This window comes from Frateuria sp., assembly GCF_013362045.1.
GTDB lineage: Bacteria > Pseudomonadota > Gammaproteobacteria > Xanthomonadales > Rhodanobacteraceae > Frateuria_A.
In genome coordinates, this window is the sequence record NZ_JABFWW010000190.1 from 1 (window position 1) to 23,753 (window position 23,753).

The following is a 23,753-nucleotide window of genomic DNA, read 5'->3' on the forward strand; positions in this document are numbered from 1 at the left end:
CGACGCGGTGGCGCGGCTCCATCGCGAGCATGGGTTGCCGGTGGCGCCGCACCTTTCCTGCATGGGCGGCACCCGCGCCGAGATCGCCGCGCTGCTGGACGGCTACCGCGCGGCCGGCTACCGGCGCATCGTGGCGTTGCGCGGCGACCTGCCCTCGGGCATGGCCTCGCCGGGCGACTTCCGCTACGCCGCCGAGCTGGTGGCGTTCATCCGCGAATACACCGGCGACCATTTCCACATCGAGGTAGCGGCCTATCCGGAGATCCACCCGCAGGCCGAGGACGCCCTGCGCGACCTGGCGCATTTCAAGGCCAAGGTCGATGCCGGCGCCGACGGTGCGATCACCCAGTACTTCTTCAACCCGGACGCCTATTTCCGCTTCGTCGACGACGTGCGCCGGCTGGGCGTGGCGGTACCGATCGTGCCGGGCATCATGCCGATCACCAACTACAGCCAGTTGAAGCGCTTCTCCGATGCCTGCGGCGCGGAGATCCCGCGCTGGATCGCCAAGCGCATGCAGGCGCACGGCGACGACGCCGACGCGATTCGCGCGCTCGGGGCGGAGGTCGTCGCGCAGTTGTGCCGGCGCCTGCTCGAGGGCGGCGCGCCGGGGCTGCACTTCTACACGCTCAATCGCGCCAGGGCGACCCAGGCGGTGCTGGAGCAACTGCACTGAAGCAGGTATGCCGAGCGGCTATGCTCGGCCGATGGCTGTCCTGCGTGTTGCCCTGCTGATGCTGTTCGCGCTGGCCATGGCGCCGGTCCGGGCGCAGACGCCGATCCGCCATTGCGTCGGCGCCGACGGCAGCCCGGTGTTCACCGACCAGCCCTGTGCCAGCGTGCAGGCGACGCCTGCGCCGGCGACATCGGTTGCCGCGCCGGCTTCGGCGGCCACCCAGCCCGCGGTGACCTGCGCCGCCGACCTGGATGACCTGCACCAGGCGGTGGTCGATGCGTTTGCCAGCGGCGACGCCAACCGGCTCGCCGGACTCATGCTCTGGGCCGGCTACCGCCAACATGCCGCGGTCGCCGACATTCGCGCGTTGGCCGCGCTGATGCGGCGTCCCCTGCTCGGCATCGACGTACCGGCCGGGGACGACGCGTCCCCGCAACTGGTCGTGCGCACGGTCGGCGGCGACGGCGACGGCGGCACCGACGAGACGCGCTTCCCCATCGCACGCCACGCCGGTTGCCTCTGGCTGCGCCAGCCCTAGGCACGCGCGAGGCAGGCCGGCGAGCGGTTATCATGGGCGGTCCCCTGCAAGGAGAACCTCCATGGCGCAGCAATACCCCGAGTGGATCTGGCAGAACGGCACGATCAAGCCGTGGCGCGAGGCCACCACCCACGTGATGTCGCATGCGTTGCATTACGGTTCGTCCGTGTTCGAAGGCATCCGCAGCTACGCCACGCCCGACGGCGCGGCGATCTTCCGCCTGACCGACCACCTGCACCGCCTGTACCAGTCGGCGAAGATCTACGACATGGTGCTGCCCTATTCGCAGGACGAGCTGGCCGCGGCCTGTCGCGAGGTGATCAAGAAGAACGGCCTGACCGCCGCCTACCTGCGCCCGGTGGCGTATCGCGGCCTGGGCGGTTTCGGCCTCTCCGCCGAGACGCCGATCGACGTGGCGGTGGCGACCTGGCCGATGGGCCCCTACCTCGGGCCGGAGGCGCTGGAACAGGGCATCACCGCCTGCGTGTCGAGCTGGCAGCGGTTTGCGCCCAACACGATTCCGGCGGGCGCGAAGGCGGGCGGCAATTACCTCTCCGGCCAGCTGATCGCGCGCGAGGCGCGCCGGCTGGGCTTCGGCGAGGGCATCGCGCTGGCCAACACCGGCCTGCTCAGCGAGGGCGCCGGCGAGAACCTGTTCCTGGTGTTCGACGGCGTGCTGCACACCACGCCGGCCAGCGCCTCGATCCTCACCGGCATCACCCGCGACACGCTCAAGACGCTGGCGCGCGAGGACGGCATCGAGGTGGTCGAGCGCGACCTGCCGCGCGAGTACCTGTACCTGGCCGACGAGGTGCTGATGTGCGGCACCGCCGCCGAGGTCACGCCGATCCGCTCGATCGACGGCAAGCAGGTCGGCAACGGCACCGCCGGACGCGTGACGCGGCGCCTGCAGGAGCTGTACTTCGGCCTGTTCGACGGTCGCACCAACGACCAGTGGGGCTGGCTGGAGCCGGTGTGAGCGAAACCGCTGGTGGTGGCGCAGGGTGGGCTTCAACCCACCATTCACTTTCCGCGCGAGCGTACCCGGCGGGCTGAAGCCCACCCTAAGTATTGAGCCGCCTCCCTCTCCGGCGCAGCCGGCGAGGGAGCAACGTCAGGCGGGCTCGAATACCAGGCTGGCAATGGCGCCGTTGGCGTCGCTGCGCGGCCGCATCGACACCTGCCAGCCGTACAGGTCGCACAGCCGGCGCACGATCGCCAGGCCCAGCCCGGCGCCGCTGCCGCCCGCGCCTTCGCCGCGCACGCCGCGCTGGAACAGCCGCTCCGCATCCTCCGGCTTGATCCCCGGCCCGGTGTCGATGACATCCACGCGGCCGTTGCCGATTTCCACGCGCACCAGGCCTTCCAGCGTGTACTTGATGGCGTTGCCGATCAGGTTGGTGAGCGCCACCGACAGCACCGACGCCGGTGCGTTGACGCTCACCGCCTGGCCGACCACCAGTTCGATGCCCAGCGGCTTGTCGCGCATCTGCGGACGCTGGCTCTCGATCACGTCGGCGGCGACCTTGGCCACGTCGGTGGTCTCGCCGCGCGTGGGGCCGCGCCGCTCGGCACGCGAGAGCAACAGCAGCGCCTCGATCAATTCGGTGGCCTGGCGCGAGGAACGCTCGATGCGCTTCAACCGTTCGCGCAGCTTGTCGGTGAGGTCGGGCGAACCCTGCAGCAATTCGGTGGTGCTGGCGATCACCGCCAGCGGCGTGCGCAGCTCGTGGCTGACGTCGGAATTGAACTCACGGTCGCGCTCGACCATCGCGGTCAGGCGCGCGGCGTATTCGTCCAGCGCCTGCGCCAGCTCGCCGACCTCGTCGTCGGCAAAGTGCGGCGCCAGCGGCTCGGCCTTGCCGGCCTTGCGGAAATCGCGCAGGCGCGCGGCCAGCTCGCTGACCGGCTTGAGCACCTTGCGCGACAGCCACAGGCCGATCGCCAGCGACAGCAGGCCGAACAGGAACACCGCGCCGATCACGCTGATCAACAGCTGCTGCTTGCCCAGTTCTTCGCGCGAGACGTCGTAGCGCAGGAAGCTGATGATGCCGCCCTGGTTCCACACGGCGAGCTTGTAGTGATGGGTCTTGCCGTCGTCGGCCGGCTCGTAGATGTCGTGCACGCCGTTGGCGGTCGCCAGGCTCTGCCTCGACAGCGGCAGCTTGTAGTGCGTGCGCTCGCTCTTGGTGGTGCCGGTGAGCAGGCGCGATCCGGGGCCGGCCTCGCCCGGATGCTCGCGCGCCTGCTGGTTGGCCCACTTGGCGTCGTCCAGCAGGCTGGCGTTGACCAGCTGGTCCTCCACCCGCGTGCGGATGTTGAGCGCCGCGAACGCGAACAGCGCGCTGAGGCCGAAGCCGAACAGCGCGAAGGAGACGATCAGGCGGAACCGCAGCTTACGCCTGGACAGCATCCGGCTCGACCATGCGGTAACCGATGCCGTGGCGGGTGTGGATCAGCGGCTTGTCGAACGGCTTGTCGATCGCCGCACGCAGGCCGTGGATGTGCACGCGCAGCGAATCGCTGTCGGGCAGCTCCTCGCCCCACACGCGCTGCTCCAGGTCCTGCCGGGTGACCACCGAGGGGCTGGCCTCCATCAGCGCCTGCAGCAGCTTGAGGCCGATCGGGTTCAGCTGGATCGACTTGCCGTCGCGGCTGACGGTGAGCGTGTCCAGGTTGTAGGTGAGGTCGGCGACCTTGAGCACGCGGCTCTGCGGGCCCTTGCCGCGGCGCGCCAGCACTTCCAGCCGCGCGGCGAGCTCCTGCAGCGCGAAGGGCTTGGTCATGTAGTCGTCGGCGCCGGACTCGAAGCCGGTGAGCTTCTGCTCCAGCGCGTCGCGCGCGGTGAGCATCAGCACCGGCGTCTGCTTGTGCGCCTCGTGGCGCAGCTTGCGCGCCACGTCCAGGCCGTCCATGCCGGGCAGCGTGAGGTCCAGCACGATCACGTCGAAATCGTGGACCACGGCCAGATGCAGGCCGGTGACGCCGTCGCCGGCGAAGTCGACCACGTGGCCGCGGTCTTCCAGGTAGTCGCCAATGTTGGTCGCGATATCGCTGTTGTCTTCGATCACAAGGACACGCATGCGCCACTCCAAAGGCCACTGGCCGCCAAGGTGAGCAAGCTTAACAAGCTTGCCGTAACGGTGGCCGGCTGCTGCTGGCCACGGCCAATAAAAAAGCCCAGATGTCCGACTCGTCGCCGGCGCATCTGGGCCCAAAGCTTACTGCCCCGATACCGAATCTGCCGGCTCCGGACCCTGCGGTTCGGCGCCAACACATTGCAGTAGCGACCGTTATAGGGTGCCTCGGGTTACACCGCGGTTAATGCCAGCTCACGAACGGGTTAACTGTCAGGTCCGCCCGCCCGTACATCGTCAGTTTCCGCCGCGGAGCTGGGCACGCCGCTGGGAGTCGTACAGGTACTTCTGCGTGTCCTGCTGGCGCATCTGGATTTCGCGATAGGTCGCGCAGGTCTTGCGCTGGATGTGTGAACCGACGGGCGCCACGTTTTCACACACCAGCTGTTGCCCGTCGCGGCGGGTCAGGATCGCGTTGACTTCTTCCTGATCGTTGAAGAGCCGGAGCTTTGCAGGCTGATCCATCTTGTCCACCGTATCGAACTTGTCGAACAGGGCGCTCATGTCGTTGAGCCTCGCATCGACGGTCGTGCGCTCGCTACCCTTGACGAACTCGAAGCGACCGCCCGCCTGCATCTGCTGGCGCACCTGGGTCGCCAGCGCCGCGAAGTCGGCCTTGTTGTCGGCCTTGACGCTTGGCTTGTCCTTGGCAACGGCCATGAGGGGAAGCAGCGACAAGCCCAGTACCAAGCTCGCGATCCATTTCCTGCCGGTATCCATCGTCAGCCCCTATTAGAGAAGCGCACGTTCCGCGCCTGTTTACCCTACGCGCCCCCTGGCAGCAAGACAACGGATCACCTGGGCCGTCGTTCCAGCAATTGCACGATATGTCCGGCGACATCCACGCCCGTAGCCGCTTCGATACCCTCCAGGCCCGGCGAGGCGTTGACCTCCAGCAGCAGCGGGCCGCGCTTCGAACGCAAGAGGTCCACGCCGGCGATGCCCAGCCCCAGGGCCGCGGCAGCGCGCAGGGCGATGCGTTTCTCGTCGGCACTCAGGGTGGCCTTGGACGCGCTGCCGCCACGATGCAGGTTGGCGCGAAAGTCGCCCGGGCTCGCCTCGCGCTGCATCGCGGCGATCACCTTCTTGCCGACCACGAAGCAGCGCAGGTCGCTGCCCTTGGCCTCGCCGATGAATTCCTGCACCAGGAAATTGGCGTACAGGCCGCGGAAGGCCTCGATCACGCTCTGCGAGGCGCTGCGCTTCTCGGCCAGCACCACGCCGGTGCCCTGGCTGCCCTCGTTGAGCTTGATCACGTGCGGCGGCTCGCCGAGCATCGCCAGCACGTCGTTGGTGTCGTCGGGGTTGTCGCCGAACACCGTAACGGGCATGTCCAGCCCGTGCGAGGCGAGGATCTGCAGGGCACGCAGCTTGTCGCGCGCGCGCAACACGGCGTCGGAGGAGTTGGGCGTGTACACGCCCATCATCTCCAGCTGGCGCAGCACGGCCGTGCCGTAGAAGGTGGTAGTGGTGCCGATGCGCGGGATCACCGCGTCGATGTCGCGCAGAGCCATGCCCTTGTAGCGCAACGAGACGTCTATCGGCGCAATGCTCACGTAGCAGCGCAGCGGGTCGAGCACGCGCACCACGTGGTTGCGTTCGCGCGCGGCCTCGACCAGCCGGCGGGTCGAGTACAGCCGCGTGTTGCGCGACAGGATCGCGATCTTCATGGAAGGTGGCCGGTGAGGGTTCTTGGACTCAGGACAGGCCCGGTTCCGCGAACGCGGGCCGGGGTCGTGGCTGGGTATAGGAAAGCGCCGGATCCACCGCAAAGCGCCCGAGCAGCGCGCTGCGGCCGAGCAGCATGGGAAAAAGCATATGCCGGCGGTCGGTGAGGCTGATGTCGATGGGAAAGCGCTCGCCGGCCAGCAGCACCTCGCTGCGCACGAACCAGCGCTCGGTGCTGTGCCCGCCGGTATCGGTGACCACGCGCCGCCCCAGCGCCGGTGCCTCGCACTGCACGACATGCCGTTTTTGGCGTGGCCCCAGGGTGAGCGAAAAACGCAGCCAGGCCGCACCGTCGCGCTGGAAGGCGTCCAGCGCATCGACGTGCAGCGAGCTGGAACGGGCGCCGGTATCCAGCTTGGCCTTGAGCTGGCCGATGCCGAACTGCGGCAACGCCAGCCGCTCCCGCCAACCAAGGGTGATCACGCCTGCATTCATCCGCACACGCCGCAGTCCGGGGAAGGGCCCGACGGGGATCGGGCCGTCGTGTTGGAGCGAAGCTGGAGCGGGTGAAGGGAATCGAACCCTCGTCAGTAGCTTGGGAAGCTACAGCTCTACCATTGAGCTACACCCGCGTTCGCCGCGGATGGTAACCCGGGAAGCGACGGGCGGGAAATGCCCCTGTCGCACGGGGCGGACCGTGCCAGGCCCAATGCCATGTGAACCGGACATGGCGGCCGGCTGAACCGTCGGGCGCGCCGGCCCATTGCGCGGCGAACGACCGCCCCATAATCGGTCATCGCGCGGTGACGACAACCGTTCTTGTACGGGAACACGGCGCGGAGGAAACACATCATGCGTGCACCTTCGAAGCTGCAGCTGATCTGGCGCTCATGCGCCGCCACCCTGCTTTTGTGCGCCGCCGGCGTGCTGCATGCGCAAGCGGCCGATACCGCAGGCGATCCCCCCGACCGCGTCGCGCGGCTGTCCTATCTGCAGGGCGACGTCGGCCTGCTGCCTTCCGGCGGGCATGACTGGGGCGAGGCCGGCATCAACCGTCCGCTGACCGGCGGCGACCGGCTTTCCAGCGCCGCCGGAGCGCGCGCCGAGCTGGAGCTCAACGGCGCGGCGCTGCGCCTGGACGGGCAGACCGACGTGGGCCTGCTGCAGCTGGACGACCGCATGGCCCAGCTCGAGCTGACCCAGGGCACGCTCGACCTCCACGTGCGACGGCTGGGCGATGGCCAGAGCTACGAGATCGACACGCCGACCGTGGCGCTGGCGGTCGACCGCCCTGGCAACGTCCGCGTCGACGTCGATCGCGACGGCAAGGCCACCCTCGTCACCGCGTTCGATGGCAGCGCCACGGTCTATGGCGAGAACAATGCGCAGCGGCAGGTGGTCGCCGGACGCAGCTACCGTTTCGCCGATTCCTCGCTCGAAAACGTCGCGCTGGAGGAAATCGACGGCGGTGACGACTTCGACGCCTGGTCCAGCGGGCGCGACCGCCGCTATGCCGACTCCGGGTCGCGCCGCTACGTCTCCGAGGACGTGATCGGCTACCAGGACCTGGACAGCTACGGCCAATGGCGCAGCGATCCGGACTACGGCACGGTGTGGTATCCGGCGGACGTCGGTGTCGGCTGGGCGCCCTACCGCGACGGCCACTGGGCCTGGGTCGCTCCCTGGGGCTGGACCTGGGTGGACGACGCGCCGTGGGGTTTCGCGCCCTACCACTACGGGCGCTGGGCCTGGCGCGACGGCTGGTGCTGGGTGCCCGGCCCGATCGGCTGGAACCCGGTGTACGCGCCGGCGCTGGTCGCCTTCGTCGGCGGCCGCAACTGGAGCCTTTCGATAGGCACCGCGCCGGTCGGCTGGTTCCCGCTGGGCCCGGGCGACGTCTACGACCCCTGGTACCACAGCAGCCGCAACTACTACACCCAGGTCAACGTGACCAACATCTACGTGCGCAACGTCAACCGCACGGTGATCGTCAACCGCATCGACAACCGCTACCGCGACTGGAACCGCGGCATCGCCCCGCCGGTGCGGGCGATGGGCCGCGGCGGCAACGAGCCACGCGGCTTCACCGCGATGCCCGCGCGCAACTTCGCCGAGGCCGACCGCGTGCAGCGGCATCGGCTCAGGGTCGATGCCGGCGAGCTCGCGGGCGCGTCCGTGCTCACCCGCGCCGCCACGCCGCGGCCCACGCCACGGAGTTTCGCACCGCAGCGGCCGCCACAGGCGGACCCGCTGCCTGCGCAGGGCTTCCGGCGCGAGGTGGTGGCGCGGCATGCGCCGCGCATGGACGTGGCGGGCAACGAGCGCCTGGTCAACGATCGCCTGGCCCGTACGCAACCGCGGTCGATGCCGGAAAACGTGCGCGTGCTGCAGACCCCCAACGCCACCCTGCCTACGGCCGCGCGCATCGCTCCGGCCGACCGCGCGTACCCGCCGCAGGCAGCGCCGCGCGAAACCGCACGCCTTGCGGGCGACCATGACGTCCGCCGCGCCGAGGCATCCGCCGTCGCACCGATCCCGCGCGGAGAGCCGCTGCGCCCGGGTGAACTGCGCTCGGCGCGCTTCGCCCGGCCGGACGGATACCGGCCTCGGGAAACGATGCAGGGTCGGGGCAGCGTGAGCTTCATTTCCAGCGGCGCATCCGATCGCGAGCGCGAGGTCCGCGCGGCGCCCACGCTGCCGCAGGTGCCGCGCTTCGAGCGCGCCGAGGCGCCGCCGGCCCGTCGCTTCGACGCCAGCCCGCGCTTCCAGCAGGCGCCAGATGCCGATGCGCAGGCGCGCGAGGCCCGCATCGAGGGCGCACGCCGCATGCAGGCCATGCCGCGCGGCGAAGCGGCGGAGCCCGCGCACATGCGCGCACCGGATTTCGATGCGCAGCTGCGCGATCGCGCGCCAGCGCAGCCGCAGCGTTTCGAGCGGGCGCCCGACTTCCGCGCGATGCGCCCGATGCCGCAGTCCGAACCGATCCAGCGCGCCGCGCCGCCGTCGTATGGCCATGCGCCCGCACCCCAGTCGCACCCGCCGGCGGAACATCCGCATCGCGAGTCGCCGCGCCGGTTCGAACAGCAACAGTGACCGTTCCAGGCGGCGCCCTCGCGGCGCCGCCGCTACAATGCGCCGCCTCCGCGGCGTGACACGCAAGCGCCACGCCACCGCAACCCAGGCGCATGCCGTGACCGACCAGCCCGAGCTCCCCGAACCTTCCCCGCACCTGCGCCGCATACGCAGCTTCGTGCTGCGCGAAGGCCGCATGACGCCAGCCCAGCAGCGCGCCTTCGATGCACACTGGGCACGTTTCGGCATCGACTACACCGGTACCGTGCAGGATTTCGACGCGCGCTTCGATCGGCAGGCGCCGCGCGTGCTGGAAATCGGCTTCGGCAACGGCGAGGCGCTGGCCTGGGCTAGTGAGCACGACCCGGCACGCGACCATGTCGGCATCGAGGTCCACGGGCCCGGCGTGGGCCGGCTGATGAACGCGCTGGCCGCGCGCGACGCGCACAACGTGCGCATCTACAAGCATGATGCGGTCGAAGTGCTGGAGCACGAGATCGCACCCGGCACGCTGGCCGAGGCGCGCATCTGGTTTCCCGATCCGTGGCACAAGAAGCGCCACAACAAGCGGCGCATCGTGCAGCCGCAGTTCGTCGCCCTGCTGGCCTCGCGCACGGCGCCGGGCGGCCTGCTGCACCTGGCCACCGACTGGCAGCCCTACGCCGAGCACATGCTGGAGGTGATGGAGGCGGCACCCGCGTGGCGCAACGCCATCGCCCCCGGCCAGTACGCCCCCAAGCCGGCCTGGCGCATCGAAACACACTTCGAGCGGCGCGGGTTGAAGCTCGGCCACGGAGTGTGGGATCTGCTCTACCTCAAGGCGTAGGGTCCCGCCGGCTTTCCCCGCAGGGTGGGCTGAAGCCCACCCTGCGGGAGCTACCTCTCCCCACAGGGAAAAGGTTCACCAGCCGCTGCAACGCCCCGCTTATACTGCCCGGCAAACAGGGACAGGCCCCACCGCGTGAGGCATCCGCCGCACAACTCCATCCGTTTCCACCACCAGCCCTTCCTGGACGCTCGCTAGTGGCCCTTGCGCTCACCCCCGAAATGATCCTCGTGCTCGGGCTGGTGTGCTTCACCATGCTGATGCTGGTGCTGGAGTGGATCCGCGCCGACATGGTGGCGTTGCTGGTGGTGGTGGTGATCGGCCTCATCGGGCTGATTCCCTCCGACCGCGTGTTCAATGGCTTCGCCGGCAACGCGGTGATCGCGATCATCGCGATCATGATCATGGGCGCGGGGCTGGACCGCGCCGGCGTGCTTTCGCTCACCGCGAGCTTCGTGATGCGCATGGCGCGCGGCAAGGAGTCGCGCCTGGGCGTCGTGATCAACTCGGTCACCAGCCTGTTCAGCGCGGTGATCCCCAGCCAGGCGCTGGCCGCGCTGATGATCCCGGTGACCAGCCGATTGTCCGCGCGCACCGGCGTGCCGATCTCGCGGCTGCTGCTGCCGATGGGCTTCTGCATCCTCACCGCGACCAACACCACGCTGATCGCCAATTCGCCGCTGATCGTCCTCAACGACCTGATCGCCAGCGCCAACGCCAACCTGCCGCCCGGCGCGCACACCATCCCCAAGTTCGGCCTGTTCAGCGTGACGCCGGTGGGACTGGTGCTGGCGCTGCTGGGCATCGGCTACTTCTGGCTGTTCACCCGCAGGCTGCTGCCCGAACGCGAGGACGAGCGGCTGAAGGTGACGCCGGGACGCACCGAGAGCTACTTCGCCGAGACCTACGGCATCGGCGGCGAGACCGCGGAACTCACCGTCACCGCGGAAAGCCCGCTGGTGGGCATGAGCATCGGCGAGGTGGAACAGCTGCACGGCGCGCCGCTGATCCTGGCGATCAAGAGCGGCAACGACGCGCGCATGGCGCCGCCGGTGGACTACGTGATCTGGGTCGGTTCGGTGCTCGGCGTACTGGCCCCGCGCGACCAGATCGCACAGTTCGCCAACAACCAGCTGTGCAAGGTCTCCCCGCGCATGCGCCAGCTGGGCGAGCTGTTCAACCCGACCCGCGCCGGCATCTCCGAGGCGGTGCTGCCGCCGTCCTCGCGCTTCCTCAAGCAGAGCGTGGGCGACCTGCGCCTGCGCAAGCGCTACGGCATCTCGGTGCTGGCGGTTAACCGCGGCGACCAGGTGTTCCGCGACGACCTGCGCGGCGTCAGCCTGCGCGCCGGCGACACGCTGGTGCTGCACTCGAGCTGGCGCGACCTGGCGCTGGCCTCGGAGGACAAGGACCTGGTCGTGGTCACCGACATCCCCAAGGAGGAACAGCGCCCCGGCAAGATCTGGCAGGCGGTGGGCTTCTTCCTGCTGGCCAAGTGCCTGGCCCTGTTCACCCACCTGGACCTGTCGGTGGCCATGATGACCGGCGCGATCGGCATGCTGCTCTCCGGCGTGCTGAACATGGACGAGGCCTACAAGGCGGTCAACTGGAAGACGATCTTCGTGACCGCGTGCCTGATCCCGCTGGGATGGTCGATGGATGCCACCGGCACCGCCGCCTGGGTGGCGCAGGAGGTGCTCAACCACCTGGGCAGCGCCTCGCCGTGGATCCTGCAGACGTGCCTGGCCGTGCTCACCCTGCTGTTCTCGCAGGTGATGTCCAACGTGGGCGCCACGGTGATGATGGTGCCCATCGCCATCAGCGTGGCGGTTGCCACCGGTGGCAACCCCTCGGCCTATGCGCTGATCGTGGCGGTGTCCTCGTCCAACACCTTCCTGCTCAGTTCCGGCCACCCCGCGCTGATGATGGTGGCTGGCCCCGGCGGCTACCGCGGCAAGGACTTCCTGCGCGTGGGCGTGCCGCTCACCGTGATGGTGCTGGTGGCGACGTTGCTCGCCATCAACCTGATGTTCCACTGAACCGGAAGCGGGCCGAACAGGCGCCTGGGCGCCTTCTTTGCAGGCCACAGGCGCCTGCCTCCCATTGACGAGAATTGCACTCGGGGCTGCCTACTCTTGCCCGAAGCCCTTTCATCGGGCCAGGGAACGGGGATATCCGGTTTTGCCTGCGCATGCAGGTGGTGCCGTGCACGGTCTGGCGGGAAAGAACCGTCTGCCGACATGGCCCATTCAGGACGATGGGACACAGCCACTATGCAGTACTCCCGGATACTTATTGCCTGCCTGACGGCCGCCTGCGTTTCGGCGGTGGCGATCGCCATCCTCTACCGCTTCGCGGAATCCTGGGGCCTGGTCGACCGGCCGGACGAGCGCAAGCACCACGTCGGCCACGTCCCCTTGATCGGAGGCCTGGCCGCGTTCATCGGCGTGCTCGCCGGCACCGTGATCGACGGGCAACCCCATCTCTACACCGTCACCCTGCTGGCTACCGCCGCCGTGCTCGCAGCAGTGGGCGCGCTGGACGACCGCTTCGACCTGAGCGTGCGCACGCGGCTATTGGTGCAGACAGCCGCCGTGCTCACCATGGTCGCGGTAACCGGAGTTCAGATCCACACGCTCGGCCACCTGTTCGGCCAGGAATTCGAGCTGGGCGTGTTCGGTATCCCGCTCACCGTCGTGGCGGTGATCGGCCTGCTCAACGCCTTCAACATGATGGACGGCATCGACGGCCTGGCCGGCACGCTGGCGCTGGTCAGCATCGGCGCCATCATCATGTACCAGGGGCAACCGCAATGGCCGGGCGTGATCGTGCTGGTGCTGCTGGCCGGCGCGCTGGTGCCCTACCTGGCGGTCAACCTGGGCCTGGTCGGCAAGAAGATCTTCCTGGGCGACGCCGGCAGCATGGTGATCGGCTACATGCTCGCCTGGTCGCTGATCCACCTGAGCCAGAGCGGCCCGACCCATGAGCTGTCCACCATGGACGTGCTCTGGTGCGTGGCGCTGCCGGTGCTCGACACGCTGGCGGTGATGGTGCGGCGCATCCGCGAGGGCAAGAGCCCGTTCAAGCCCGACCGCGGCCACGTCCATCACATGATGATGCGCGCCGGCCTGGGCCCGCGTACCACGCTGGTGGCGCTGGTGACGCTGGCGATCCTGCTGGCGCTGACCGGCATGCTCACCCACTCGCTGGCGCCCGGCAGCAACCTGCTTGCCTTCGGCGCTATCACGGTGATCTACGTAACGCTGATGGGACGCGTCTGGCAGAAGCTGCAGTCCACCCCCGCGATTCCGACGCTGGCGCCGCCGCGGCCCACGCTGGAGACGACCGGCCGCCTGCCCAGCAACGTCGTGCGGCTGCAGTCCTCGGTGACGCTGCTGTCCTCCTACGGCAAGAAGGCCCAGGGACCCAAGCGGGGCTCTGCTGCCAAATAGGAACCCTCGCGGGGCGGCGCGTGCCGCGGCGCCCCGCCCTTTCCCGCGCCGCATCGCCGCAGCATGCGGCATGGGTTCGCGACGCCTCATTCCGCCGGCCCGGCCGGACCTCCCTTCCGCCTAACTGCCGAGGCAGCTATGCGCCGGCTTCATTGCACGAACCGTCCACCGGCCACCGCCGACAATTCCTGGCACCCGTTTTTGTGGAAACCGCCACGGCATGAACCCGACCGCCCCGATCAAGCCGACACGCCTGCGTCAGGTGCCGGCCATGCAACAGGCAACGCAATGAGGCAGAAGCTCAAGAACTTCAGGGACCAGGTGTCGCCGCTGCTCATGGTGCTGCCCGACTGCGCCTTCTACCAGTACAAGTACCTGCTGGCCCATGCCCGGATGTGCCGCTTCCAGAAGCCGCGGCGCTTCTCGGAGAAAATCTTCCATCGCATGCGCTATCCGTCGCCGCTGTTCTCGCGGCTGGCCGACAAGGTCGAGGTGCGCAGCTACATCGCCAATACCGTCGGCACGCAGTACCTGGTGCCGGCCCACCTGATCACCGAACGGGTGGTCCCGGAAACCTTCGACGAGCTGCCCGAGAGCTTCGTGATGAAGGCCAACCACAGCTTCGGCCAGCTGCGCATCGTGCACGACAAGTACGACGAGGACCCGGTCGAACTGGCGCGCCTGGCCAATGCCTGGATGACGTCGGAATTTCCGATACGGATGCGCGAGAAGCATTACCGCTACATCCGCCCGCGCATCATCTTCGAGCATGCGCTGTTGACCGAGCGGCGCCCCCCCGACGACTTCAAGTTCAACGTGTTCAACCCCGGCCCGGGCCAGCAGCCGTACATCTTCATCCAGCACATGCAAGGCCGTTTCGAGCATTTGACCCAGGACCTCTACCTGGAGGACTGGTGCCCGGCGCCCTTCCAGCTGCTGCACCAGAAGACCAGCGGCCGCCTGGCGCCACGGCCCGACCAACTGGACGAAATGCTGCAGATCGCGCGCAGGCTGGCCGAACCGCTGGGCTACATGCGTGTGGACCTGTACCTGCACCAGGGCCGTGTCTATGTGGGCGAGCTCACGCTCACCCCCGGTGCCGGCCGCTACGTCTTCGAACCGAAGGAATGGGACGAAACGCTTGGGACCAAGTTCGGCTGGCCCGAGCCTGCGCTGCACATGGACCTCCCCTCCAGCGGCAACGGCACCAGCAACGACGCCGCCGCGGTGACCGCGCGCGTCGCCAGCACGCTGGAATGAACTATTCCACCTCCACCGGATATCCAGACAGAGACCATGACACAGGACGTCCGATGAACCTGCATAGCCTTCGCCCACGACTGGCCACCATGCACGAGGCAGGTGGCGATCCACGCGAACCCGCGCCCGAACGCGCCCGTGAGCCTGCAGCCAGCCGGAGCACATGCATGCCGATGAACAACGACAAGAACCCCAAGAAAGACAAACGACCGACGGTGATCGTCTACAAGTCGCGCCTGCTGCCCTATTCGGAAACCTTCATCCGCGAACAGGTGCGCATGCTCTCTGGCTGGCGCGCGATCCTGGTGGGCGACGGCCTGGTCGGCAAGGGCCTGGCGCTCGATGGGCTGGACGTGCGGCTGCTGGGCTACCGCCACCGCCTCGTGCAGCGCGTGGCCAACCGCAGCTCGCCCTACCTGATCTGGTCGTGGCCCAAGCTACGGGCGCTGCGGGCCGAACAGGCCGACCTGCTGCACATCCACTTCGCCACCGACGCATACCGGATCTGGCCGCTCGCCCGCCAGCTCAACCTGCCGACGCTGGTGACGCTGCACGGCTACGACATCAACACCTATCGCAGCTGGTGGGAAGCGGGCAACGGCGGCCGCCGCATGCGCAACTTCCCTGCCGGCCTGCTGAGGCTGGCGCAGGACCGCAGGGTCCACTTCATCGCCGTGTCCAGGGCGATCCGGCAATCGGCGATCGAATTCGGCCTGCCCGAGAACAAGATCAGCGTGCGGCACATCGGCGTGGACACCGCGAGCTTCACGCCGGGTCCCAAGCCGCTCGCCGACAGGCGCGACATCCTGTACGTCGGTCGCCTGGTGGAAAAGAAGGGCTGCCGCTACCTGCTGCAGGCCTTCGAGCAGATCCAGGAGGACTTTCCCGACTACCGCCTGGTCATCGTCGGCAACGGCCCGCTCGGCGACGAACTGAGGTCCTACGCGCAGGAGCGCGGCGTGCGCGCGGCCTTCCTCGGTGCGCTGCCGGCCGAGAAGGTGCGCGAATGCCTGGACGAGACGCGGGTGTTCTGCCTGCCCAGCATCACCGCCGACAACGGCGACGCGGAGGGCCTGGGCATCGTGATCCTGGAGGCCCAGGCGGCCGGCGTGCCGGCGATCACTTCCGCCCGTGGCGGTGCGCAGGAAGGCATCGTGCACGGCAAGACCGGCTTCGCCCATGCGGAGAAGGACGTCGCGGCGCTGCGGCGAGGCCTGGTCGCCCTGATGCAGAACGATGAGCTGGCCGAGCAGTTCGGTCGGCGCGGACGCGAGCACGTCATGGCGACCATGGATATCGCCGCCTGCAACCTGGAGCTGGAGGAGCTCTACGAGCAGCATGCCTTCGGCACTACCCATCGTGCAGGCGCGTCGGGCAACGTGAAGATGTTTCCTCGCGGGGAAAAGCAGTGCATCTGAGCCGCTGCCCGCCGCACGGCTGAGGGCGTGCTCCCGCGCGCCTACTCGCCGAACAGCGTATCGATCACCCGCTGCGCCAGCTCATCCACCGACGCTCCCTGCGTCTGCAGGTGCAGTTCCGGCCGCTCCGGCGGCTCGTACGGCGAATCGATGCCGGTGAAGTTCCTGATGCGCCCGGCACGCGCCTTGGCGTACAGGCCCTTGGGGTCGCGCTGTGCGCACACCTCCAGCGGCGTATCCACGAACACCTCGCGGAATTCGCCTTCGCCGAACAGCCCACGGGCCATGCCGCGCTCGCTGCGGAACGGGCTGATGAAGGACACCATCACGATCAGGCCGGCGTCCGCCATCAGCCTGGCCACTTCGGCCACGCGGCGGATGTTCTCCACGCGGTCCTCCTCGGTGAAGCCGAGGTCGCGGTTGAGGCCATGGCGCACGTTGTCGCCGTCCAGCATGTAGGTGTGATAGCCCATCGCGTGCAGCCGCTTTTCCACCAGGTTGGCGATGGTCGATTTGCCCGAGCCGGACAGGCCGGTGAACCACAGGCACGCCGGGTTCTGGCCCTTGATGCGGGCGCGCGCGACGCGGTCGACGTCGGTGTGCTGCCAGTGGATGTTGTCGGCGCGGCGCAGGGCGAAGTTGAGCGTGCCTGCGGCAACGGTGGCGTTGGTCTGGCGGTCGATCAGGATGAACCCGCCGAGCTCGTGGCAGTCGTCGTAGGCCTCGAATGCGATCGCGTGGTCCAGGCCGAGGTTGCAATAGCCCACCTCGTTGAGCTCCAGGCGCTTGGCCGCCCGCTTCTCCTGGGTATTCACGTCGACGCGGTGCTTGATGTCGGTGACCTGCGCGGTGACCAGGCGCGCACCGATCTTCATCCAGTAAGGGCGTCCCGGCAGCAACGCGGAAGCGTCCATCCACAGCACGTGCGCGGCGAACTGGTCGGCCACCTGCGGCGGTTGCGAGATGCTGGCGATCACGTCGCCGCGGCTGATGTCGCGCTCGTCTTCCAGCTGGATCGCCACGGCGTCGCCGACGCCGGCGCGCGGCAGGTCGCCGTCGGCGGTGACGATGCGCGCCACGCGCGAGCGCACGCCGCTGGGCAGCGCCACCACCTCGTCGCCCGGCGCGATGGAGCCGGCCACGACCTGTCCTGCATAGCCGCGAAAGTTCTGGTTGGGCCGGCATACCCACTGCACCGGCATGCGGAAGCCGAGCTTGCTTGCCGCGCGGTCGACCTGCGCGGACTCCAGTTGTTCGAGCAGGCTCGGGCCCTTGTACCAGCCCATCGCGCTCGAGCGGCGCGAGACGTTCTCGCCATGCAGCGCGGACAGCGGCACCGCGGTGACGTGCCCGATGCCCATCTGCGCGGCGACCACGCGGTAATCGCTCTCGATGCGTTTGAAGACGCCCTGCGCATAGCCGACCAGGTCCATCTTGTTGACCGCCAGCAGCACGTGGCGGATGCCGAGCAGGCCGCAGATGTAGGTGTGGCGGCGCGTCTGCGTCAGCAGGCCTTTGCGCGCATCGACCAGCACGACGGCCAGGTCCGCGGTGGAGGCGCCGGTGGCCATGTTGCGGGTGTACTGCTCGTGCCCCGGGCAGTCGGCGACGATGAACTTGCGCCTGTCCGTGCTGAAGAAGCGGTACGCCACATCGATGGTGATGCCCTGCTCCTGCTCGGCCGCCAGGCCGTCGACCAGCAGCGCGAAATCAAGCTGCCCGTTCTGCGTGCCGTGGCGCAGGCTGTCGCCCTCCAGCGCCGCCAGCTGGTCGTCGAACAGCAGCTTGGTGTCGTACAGCAGGCGCCCCAACAGGGTGCTCTTGCCGTCGTCCACGCTGCCGCAGGTGATGAAGCGCAGCAGGCTCTTGGTCTCGTGCCGCTGCAGGTAGTCGTCGATCGCGGTGACCGCGCCCGCCGCCGATTCCATGCGCTTGGCCATCAGAAATAGCCCTCCTGCTTCTTCTTCTCCATCGAGGCCGAGGCGTCGTGGTCGATGATGCGGCCCTGGCGCTCGGAGGTGCGCGCCACCAGCATTTCCTGGATCACCGCCGGCAGCGTGTCGGCCTGCGACTCGATCGCCGCGGTGAGCGGATAGCAGCCCAGCGTGCGGAAGCGCACCTTGCGCATCTGCGGCACCTCGCCCGGCGCGAGCGGCATGCGCTCGTCGTCGACCATGATCAGCTGGCCGTCGCGCTCGACCACCGGACGTTCCCTGGCCAGGTACAGCGAAGGCACCTGGATGTTCTCGCGGTAGATGTAGAGCCAGATGTCCAGCTCCGTCCAGTTCGACAGCGGGAACGCGCGCACGCTCTCGCCCTTGTGGACACGCGCGTTGTAGAGGTTCCAGAGCTCCGGCCGCTGGCTCTTGGGGTCCCAGCGCTGCTGCGCATTGCGGAAGGAGAACACGCGCTCCTTGGCGCGCGATTTCTCCTCGTCGCGGCGCGCACCGCCGATCGCCGCATCGAACTTGTACTGGGTAAGCGCCTGCTTCAGCGCCTGCGTCTTCATGATGTCGGTGTGCACGGCGGCGCCGTGCGTGAACGGACCGACGCCCTGCGCCACGCCCTCCTGGTTGGTGTGCACGAGCAGCCGGCACCCGGTTTCCTTCGCCCGGCGGTCGCGGAAGGCGATCATCTCGCGGAATTTCCAGGTGGTGTCCACGTGCAGCAGCGGTATCGGCGGCGCCGCCGGATGGAACGCCTTCTGCATCAGGTGCAGGAGCACCGACGAGTCCTTGCCCACCGAATAGAGCATCACCGGGTTGGCGAATTCCGCCGCCACCTCGCGCATGATGTAGATGCTCTCCGCCTCCAGGCGCTTGAGGTGGGAGGCAGCGGCCAGGGAGTGGACTTCCGCGGCGCCGCCGCCGGATGCGGCTTTGCCGTGCGCAAGCGCGTTGTCGTCCGGCATTGCGGCCAGTTTCATGGGCTCGTCCTTTCGGTCCAGCAGCAAGGGCAACGCATATCGTTGCATCCTAGGTATCGGGTCGTGAAAGAAATCGTTAGCCGTCCGTCATGCCGCCAGGGAATATCCGAGGCCTGCATCGCGCGCCGGCCTCACATGCCCAGCCACAGGGCGAAGCGGTTGGCCGCGTAGGTTTTCGGGCGCTCCCACCGGACCCGCCGATAGGGATGGCGCGCCTCCCGCCAGCGGTAGCCGAACGTCTCGAACACCGGCTCGGCAATGTGGTTCGCGAGGGCTATCTCGTAGTCGCTGACCTGCTCCCTCCATTTCTCCAGCGGACGCCGGGAGACCCCGCGGAACGCCTCGTTGCTCGTGCTGTTGCCGCTCCACAGCCGGCCCATCGCCGTCGGCTGGGTAAGCGTCGGGTGGTAGCCGATGCCGAGGAAGCCGGCGACCTTCCGCATGACCGCCTCGGTGTCGCACACCAGATCCTCGAAGCGCACGCACAGGTAATTGGGTACGGCAAGGCGATTGGTGAACAGGTGGTGGTAGGAGTTGTGCAGCGAGGCCGCCATCGGCCATAGATAGGGAAAACGCGCGCTCTTCTTCTGCAGCATCCGCCGCACGGCGACCAGCGTGGCGTACGGATTGCGCACGATGTGGACGAAGCGCGCGCCGGGAAAATAGCTCGCCAGCACGTAGGCGAATTCGGCGTGTTCCACCGACTTCTCCACCAGCACGCGCCCGGGCGGGGGCGGCACGCCGAACGCTGCCTCGTGGGCGGCGCGCATGTAGCCGAGGAAGAACGCGGGCATGTCTTGCGGATCGAGCTTGCGCAGGCGCGATTCCAGCACCTCCATGCGGTAGTGGAAGCCCGGCGCGTCGGCATAGGGATTATCCCGGCCAGTGTCCTGGCGGATCTGCTGCAGCAACTGGTCGATGAACTGCTGACGGTCGAGCGGACGGGGGATGTTGCGCCGCCGCCGATAGTCCACCCAGTGGTTGGTGAACTGGAACAGGTGCGTTTCCTTGGGCAGCACCGCCAGCTCGGGATGACCGTCCAGGAGGCTGCGCAGGAGGCTGCTGCCGCTCTTGTGCGATCCGAGCAGGAACACCGGCGCGCTGCTGCCGGCGGCCTTGCGGCCGACGGCGCCGCCGAGCGGAGTGGCGAAAGCATGCCCGGACGCGAGCCCGCGAGGCCGCGATGGACCTGGTTGTCCCGGCAGATGGTTGGTGAAGGCGGTCGGTTCCATGTCAGGCTCCCGCGGCATACCCGAAGGCGGACATCGGCTTGGCGCAGGTAGCCTCGATGATGCGCAGGTTCTCCCGGCCAAAGAAGTTTTCCAGCACCGCATTGCGGTCGCCGCGCGGCTGGAACTGCTTGTCCACTTCGCCGCTGATGTCGTTGACGACCGCCAGCCCGAGGTCGTCGGCCAGCTGCTCGATCACGCCCACCTTGTCGGCCACGAAGTCCTCGTAGCGCACCAGATGGATGGACGACTTCGCATCGAAATACTGGCGGGTGCCCAGGCACCATCGCTGGGACAGGCGGGAGATGTAGTTGCCGCGGCTGATGGCCAGGCCACGCCCGTCGACGATCGCGCGCCAGCCCTTCTGGCTGGACGGTATGAAATTGTCCTCCGGCTCCAGCTCGCGCAGGTTGCCCGGGATCTTCAATCGGTTGAGGATGCTGCGGATGTTGTCGCGCGGGTCGCGCACGATGAACACCTGCTGCGATTGCGGAAACCGAGCTTTCAGTTGCGGGTAGAGGAAGGCGAAATCGGGATCCTTGATGATCCTCGCCTGGAAGTAGGCGCCGAACCGGTTTATGAACTCGTCGACGGTGAGCCGCCCTTCCAGGATGTCCGGCAGCAGGAAATCCTTGGCGTCGTGGTACAGCACGTGCCAGAACGGATCGTTGCTGAACTGGGCGCCGACCGCCTTGGCCAGCAGCGCCGCGATGACCGTGGTGCCCGACTTGGGGCTGCCGCCGATGATCACCGGCTGCGGATAGACCCGGGCGGCCCGGTGCTGACAGAAGCGGATGCACGTGCGACCGAATCGGCTTGCCTGCCGGAGGGGATGGGGCAATTCCCTCAGAAAATCGCGCATAAGAAATCCCTTCATGCCGGTCGCTACCGCAAGATCTTCCCAGCGGCCACATCAAGACGGCGTCCAGGCCGCTCCAGATCATCGGCATCCGCCCGCTCAGGACTTGCGGGCGCGCAATTCCTCCACGATCCGCAACTGCTCGCGCAAGTTCGCACGGCCACCGGGCATGACGAACCACGCCGCCAGGTAGGCCACGCCGTAGAGCAGGGCGTCGAGCACCACCCAGTAGGCCGGCCAGGCGGCGCGGGTGGCATGCAGTACCCACAGCACCGCCCCGGCGGCGATCGATGCCGCCGCCGGCCGCGCCAGGGTGATCGCCGTCTGGCGCATGCGGATCGGCGTGCCGCGGTAGCACCAGGCGAGGCTGGGCCAGGTGAGCAGGGCCCGCGTCACGCTGAAGGAGATCGCCACGCCCAGCGCGCCCCACGGCAGGCCGACGAAGAATCCGAGCACGGTCAGCGGCGTGACGATCAACTGCTGGCGCAGCTGGCGCGCGGTTTCGCCCAGCGCGCTGTAGACCCACCCGCCGGCGACGTTGAAAGTGCCGAAAAAGGCCGCCACGCCCAGCGCCTGGAACATCGGCACCACCGGCAGCCAGCGGTGGCCGAGCGCGATCTCGATGACTGCGCGCGCATCGGCCAGCAGGAAGCACACCACCGGCATGCCCAGGAAGGTGATCGCGCCCAGCGCACGGTAGTAGAAGCGCGCGAAGCGCTCGGGCTGGTTCTGCAGGCGGCTCAGTCCCGGCAGCACCACCGCCGATATCGGCGCGTTGATCTGCCCCACCGGCAGCAGCAGCAGCCGGTAGGCCTGGGTGTAGAAGCCCAGCGCCACGTCGGAAACGAAGCGGCCGATCAGGATGTTGTCCATGTTGCGGTTGGCGAAATTGAGGATGTTGAAGCCGCTCTGGTTCGCCCCCAGCGCGATCATCGGGCGCACGCCGGCGCGGCGGCGCGGCAACCCCGGCAACCAGCGGCAGTTCCACACCATCAGCACCAGCATGGCCACGCTGGTGCCGTAGTACTGGATCACCAGCGACCAGTAGCCGGCGCCGAACCAGGCGCTGCAGAACGCCACCAGGAAGCCGGCGATGCGCGCAGCCACGGTGACCGTGCCGATGGTGCCGAAGCGCATCTGCCGCTGCATCAGCGCGGTGTGCTGGATGGCCAGGCTGTCGGTGACGATCGTGCCGGCCATCGCCACCACCAGCCACAGCACGCGCGGATCGCGGTAGAACCACGCCATCGCCGGCCCGAGCGCAGCCAGGAGCGCGGCGGCGGCGAGGCCCAGCGCCAGGTTCAGCCAGAACAGCGTGCTCACCTGCGCGTGGTTGATCTCCGCGCGCTGCACGGTGGCCAGCGAAAGGCCGCCCGAGCGCAGCACGGTGACGAAGCCGATCATCGCGACGGTCTTGCCGAACACGCCGAAGTCGGCCGGCGCCAGCATGCGGGCGAGCACCGCCATGCCGGCCAGCTGCACGCAGAACAGCCCGGCCTGGCTGAGCATGGTGGCGAACGCGCCGCGCACGCTGTGGCGGCGCAGGTCGCGGTGGACGTGCTGCATGTCGAACATGCGGTGGACGCCGCGCGCGTGCGTGTCGGTCATGACGGATTCGGAACGGAGCACAGGCGGCCCGGGGCGTATGTATCGAGGTCGCGAACATTCGCCGCGTGCCCGTGAAACGGCCGTATAGCGGGGCTCGCCCGCGGCGCAGCGCCGGCGTTCAACGCTGCGCGACGCGCCGGTACATGGCGCCCGTGCGCGCCTTGATGCGGGAGGAGATGCGGATGCCCAGGAACCTCGCCAGCAGCGCGCTGCGTGCGTTGTAACCCTTGCTGTCCAGGCCGAACGAGCGCGCCCTGGCGCTCCAGCGCGCGCCCAGCGCGTCTTCGCCGTTGGCGAAGGCGACCCAGGCGTTCTTGCAGCACACCCGGCCCAGCGCCAGCGCATAGGGGTTGCTGCCGTCGCGTCCGTCCTGCCCGCGCACCCAGCGCTCGAGCTGCTCGAACACGATGTCGGCGGCATACATCACGTCGCGGATCTGCGCCCGGGTGACCCGATGCGGCGAATCGTGCTGCCAGTAGACGCCGTTGCCCTGCGCGGACACCGCCACCTTCAGGCCGCCCGTCAGCGCGCGGATCATCAGCTCGCCGTCCTGGTCCTTGCGCAGTCGCTCGTCCCAGCCGCCGATCGCGCGCACGGCCTCGGTGCGCCAGGCGATGCAGCAGGGCGGGAAGAAAGCGTGGATGATCCAGTGGAAGATCCGCTCGCCGTTGTCCAGTTCCGGCGGCTGGCGCAGCACGCCCCGCTCGCGGCCTTCGCCGTGGTAGCGCCAGGGGCCGATCGCCACGTCGGCGGCATTTCGTTCCAGCGCGCCGACCAGACCGGCCAGCAGGCCGTTCTCCACGTAGTCGTCGGCGTCCAGGAACATCACGTAGCGGGTGTCCAGCTGCGCCAGGCCCAGGTTGCGCGCATGCGGCGCGCCGCCGTTCTGCGGCAGCGAGATCAACTGCGCGCCGGTCTCCCGGACCACCCGCGAGGTGGCGTCGAACACGCCGTCCTCGACCACGAGGACGTTGCGCGCGGGTACGCCCTCGGCCAGCACCGAGCGGATCGTCCGCGCCACCCAGTGCTCGGACCGGTACGCGGGGATCACCACGCCGAGGTTCATGCACGCCTCCCGCCCGAA

At 68.5% G+C, this 23,753-nt stretch carries 20 protein-coding genes and 1 tRNA gene; 9 read left to right on the forward strand and 12 right to left on the reverse strand.

Annotated features, from left to right (window positions below; genetic code table 11):
- The 3 genes from HOQ08_RS08750 to HOQ08_RS08760 form a co-directional block, all read left to right on the forward strand.
- On the forward strand, window positions 1-676 hold a 676-nt coding region (locus HOQ08_RS08750; protein WP_291193370.1), incomplete at its 5' end, for a methylenetetrahydrofolate reductase.
- 31 nt (window positions 677-707) lie between these two features.
- Window positions 708-1,214, forward strand: a complete 507-nt coding sequence (locus HOQ08_RS08755) for a DUF4124 domain-containing protein (RefSeq protein ID WP_291193372.1) — start codon at window positions 708-710, stop codon at window positions 1,212-1,214.
- Between the two features lie 61 nt (window positions 1,215-1,275).
- Window positions 1,276-2,193, forward strand: coding sequence for a branched-chain amino acid transaminase (locus HOQ08_RS08760; RefSeq protein ID WP_291193374.1), 918 nt, complete (start codon window positions 1,276-1,278; stop codon window positions 2,191-2,193).
- A gap of 135 nt (window positions 2,194-2,328) precedes the next feature.
- Here the strand turns inward: HOQ08_RS08760 and HOQ08_RS08765 are convergent, their stop codons facing one another.
- The 6 genes from HOQ08_RS08765 to HOQ08_RS08790 all read right to left on the reverse strand — a co-directional run bounded on the left by HOQ08_RS08765 (window position 2,329) and on the right by HOQ08_RS08790 (window position 6,651).
- Window positions 2,329-3,627 (reverse strand): HAMP domain-containing sensor histidine kinase, encoded by a 1,299-nt coding sequence (locus tag HOQ08_RS08765; RefSeq protein WP_291193376.1) that lies wholly within the window; start codon window positions 3,625-3,627, stop codon window positions 2,329-2,331.
- Window positions 3,611-4,297 (reverse strand): response regulator transcription factor, encoded by a 687-nt coding sequence (locus HOQ08_RS08770; RefSeq protein ID WP_091340102.1) that lies wholly within the window; start codon window positions 4,295-4,297, stop codon window positions 3,611-3,613. Before HOQ08_RS08770 ends, HOQ08_RS08765 begins: the two co-directional genes overlap by 17 nt.
- A gap of 291 nt (window positions 4,298-4,588) precedes the next feature.
- Window positions 4,589-5,071, reverse strand: a complete 483-nt coding sequence (locus HOQ08_RS08775) for a hypothetical protein (RefSeq protein ID WP_291193381.1) — start codon at window positions 5,069-5,071, stop codon at window positions 4,589-4,591.
- Between the two features lie 74 nt (window positions 5,072-5,145).
- Window positions 5,146-6,021, reverse strand: coding sequence for a 30S ribosomal protein S6--L-glutamate ligase (gene rimK, locus HOQ08_RS08780; protein ID WP_291193383.1), 876 nt, complete (start codon window positions 6,019-6,021; stop codon window positions 5,146-5,148).
- A gap of 28 nt (window positions 6,022-6,049) precedes the next feature.
- Complete coding sequence (locus HOQ08_RS08785) at window positions 6,050-6,514, reverse strand: RimK/LysX family protein (protein WP_291193385.1); 465 nt, start codon at window positions 6,512-6,514, stop codon at window positions 6,050-6,052.
- A 63-nt stretch (window positions 6,515-6,577) separates the two neighbouring features.
- Window positions 6,578-6,651, reverse strand: a tRNA-Gly gene (locus tag HOQ08_RS08790).
- A 220-nt stretch (window positions 6,652-6,871) separates the two neighbouring features.
- Between HOQ08_RS08790 and HOQ08_RS08795 the strand changes: the two genes are divergently transcribed.
- The 6 genes from HOQ08_RS08795 to HOQ08_RS08820 all read left to right on the forward strand — a co-directional run bounded on the left by HOQ08_RS08795 (window position 6,872) and on the right by HOQ08_RS08820 (window position 16,047).
- Entirely contained in the window at window positions 6,872-9,112 is a 2,241-nt protein-coding gene (locus tag HOQ08_RS08795) for a DUF6600 domain-containing protein (RefSeq protein ID WP_291193387.1), read from the forward strand.
- A 97-nt stretch (window positions 9,113-9,209) separates the two neighbouring features.
- Window positions 9,210-9,917 carry a tRNA (guanosine(46)-N7)-methyltransferase TrmB gene (gene trmB / locus HOQ08_RS08800; protein ID WP_291193389.1) on the forward strand — a complete coding sequence of 236 codons (708 nt, stop codon included), beginning with the start codon at window positions 9,210-9,212 and terminating at the stop codon, window positions 9,915-9,917.
- A 221-nt stretch (window positions 9,918-10,138) separates the two neighbouring features.
- Window positions 10,139-11,956, forward strand: coding sequence for an SLC13 family permease (locus HOQ08_RS08805; RefSeq protein WP_291193429.1), 1,818 nt, complete (start codon window positions 10,139-10,141; stop codon window positions 11,954-11,956).
- A gap of 234 nt (window positions 11,957-12,190) precedes the next feature.
- Entirely contained in the window at window positions 12,191-13,369 is a 1,179-nt protein-coding gene (locus HOQ08_RS08810; RefSeq protein WP_291193391.1) for an MraY family glycosyltransferase, read from the forward strand.
- A gap of 288 nt (window positions 13,370-13,657) precedes the next feature.
- Entirely contained in the window at window positions 13,658-14,629 is a 972-nt protein-coding gene (locus tag HOQ08_RS08815) for an ATP-grasp fold amidoligase family protein (protein WP_291193393.1), read from the forward strand.
- A 167-nt stretch (window positions 14,630-14,796) separates the two neighbouring features.
- On the forward strand, window positions 14,797-16,047 hold the full coding sequence (locus tag HOQ08_RS08820; protein WP_291193395.1) for a glycosyltransferase: 1,251 nt from the start codon (window positions 14,797-14,799) through the stop codon (window positions 16,045-16,047).
- 41 nt (window positions 16,048-16,088) lie between these two features.
- Here HOQ08_RS08820 and cysN read toward each other — a convergent pair whose 3' ends face one another.
- From cysN to HOQ08_RS08850, 6 genes are all read right to left on the reverse strand, one after another.
- Window positions 16,089-17,987, reverse strand: coding sequence for a sulfate adenylyltransferase subunit CysN (cysN, locus tag HOQ08_RS08825; protein ID WP_291193397.1), 1,899 nt, complete (start codon window positions 17,985-17,987; stop codon window positions 16,089-16,091).
- Window positions 17,987-18,973: a sulfate adenylyltransferase subunit CysD gene (cysD, locus tag HOQ08_RS08830; RefSeq protein WP_291193399.1), complete on the reverse strand. Its 987-nt coding sequence runs from the start codon at window positions 18,971-18,973 to the stop codon at window positions 17,987-17,989. The genes cysN and cysD overlap by 1 nt, the downstream gene beginning before the upstream one ends.
- A gap of 131 nt (window positions 18,974-19,104) precedes the next feature.
- Window positions 19,105-20,205: a sulfotransferase gene (locus HOQ08_RS08835; RefSeq protein ID WP_291193401.1), complete on the reverse strand. Its 1,101-nt coding sequence runs from the start codon at window positions 20,203-20,205 to the stop codon at window positions 19,105-19,107.
- 1 nt (window position 20,206) lies between these two features.
- Window positions 20,207-20,953, reverse strand: a complete 747-nt coding sequence (locus HOQ08_RS08840; RefSeq protein ID WP_291193403.1) for a sulfotransferase — start codon at window positions 20,951-20,953, stop codon at window positions 20,207-20,209.
- A 207-nt stretch (window positions 20,954-21,160) separates the two neighbouring features.
- The gene (locus HOQ08_RS08845) at window positions 21,161-22,669 is read right to left on the reverse strand and encodes a lipopolysaccharide biosynthesis protein (protein WP_291193405.1); all 1,509 of its coding nucleotides are present in this window, start codon (window positions 22,667-22,669) and stop codon (window positions 21,161-21,163) included.
- Window positions 22,670-22,787: 118 nt separating this feature from the next.
- Window positions 22,788-23,735 carry a glycosyltransferase family 2 protein gene (locus HOQ08_RS08850; protein ID WP_291193407.1) on the reverse strand — a complete coding sequence of 316 codons (948 nt, stop codon included), beginning with the start codon at window positions 23,733-23,735 and terminating at the stop codon, window positions 22,788-22,790.
- Between the last annotated feature and the right edge of the window lie 18 nt (window positions 23,736-23,753).

Coding starts and splice junctions, on each gene's coding strand:
- HOQ08_RS08755 (WP_291193372.1), top strand. CDS start 708: ATGGCTGTCCTGCGTGTTGCCCTGCTGATGCTGTTCGCGCTGGCCATG.
- HOQ08_RS08760 (WP_291193374.1), top strand. CDS start 1,276: ATGGCGCAGCAATACCCCGAGTGGATCTGGCAGAACGGCACGATCAAG.
- HOQ08_RS08765 (WP_291193376.1), bottom strand. CDS start 3,627: ATGCTGTCCAGGCGTAAGCTGCGGTTCCGCCTGATCGTCTCCTTCGCG.
- HOQ08_RS08770 (WP_091340102.1), bottom strand. CDS start 4,297: ATGCGTGTCCTTGTGATCGAAGACAACAGCGATATCGCGACCAACATT.
- HOQ08_RS08775 (WP_291193381.1), bottom strand. CDS start 5,071: ATGGATACCGGCAGGAAATGGATCGCGAGCTTGGTACTGGGCTTGTCG.
- rimK (WP_291193383.1), bottom strand. CDS start 6,021: ATGAAGATCGCGATCCTGTCGCGCAACACGCGGCTGTACTCGACCCGC.
- HOQ08_RS08785 (WP_291193385.1), bottom strand. CDS start 6,514: ATGAATGCAGGCGTGATCACCCTTGGTTGGCGGGAGCGGCTGGCGTTG.
- HOQ08_RS08795 (WP_291193387.1), top strand. CDS start 6,872: ATGCGTGCACCTTCGAAGCTGCAGCTGATCTGGCGCTCATGCGCCGCC.
- HOQ08_RS08805 (WP_291193429.1), top strand. CDS start 10,139: ATGATCCTCGTGCTCGGGCTGGTGTGCTTCACCATGCTGATGCTGGTG.
- HOQ08_RS08810 (WP_291193391.1), top strand. CDS start 12,191: ATGCAGTACTCCCGGATACTTATTGCCTGCCTGACGGCCGCCTGCGTT.
- HOQ08_RS08815 (WP_291193393.1), top strand. CDS start 13,658: ATGAGGCAGAAGCTCAAGAACTTCAGGGACCAGGTGTCGCCGCTGCTC.
- HOQ08_RS08820 (WP_291193395.1), top strand. CDS start 14,797: ATGCCGATGAACAACGACAAGAACCCCAAGAAAGACAAACGACCGACG.
- cysN (WP_291193397.1), bottom strand. CDS start 17,987: ATGGCCAAGCGCATGGAATCGGCGGCGGGCGCGGTCACCGCGATCGAC.
- cysD (WP_291193399.1), bottom strand. CDS start 18,973: ATGAAACTGGCCGCAATGCCGGACGACAACGCGCTTGCGCACGGCAAA.
- HOQ08_RS08835 (WP_291193401.1), bottom strand. CDS start 20,205: ATGGAACCGACCGCCTTCACCAACCATCTGCCGGGACAACCAGGTCCA.
- HOQ08_RS08845 (WP_291193405.1), bottom strand. CDS start 22,669: ATGACCGACACGCACGCGCGCGGCGTCCACCGCATGTTCGACATGCAG.
- HOQ08_RS08850 (WP_291193407.1), bottom strand. CDS start 23,735: ATGAACCTCGGCGTGGTGATCCCCGCGTACCGGTCCGAGCACTGGGTG.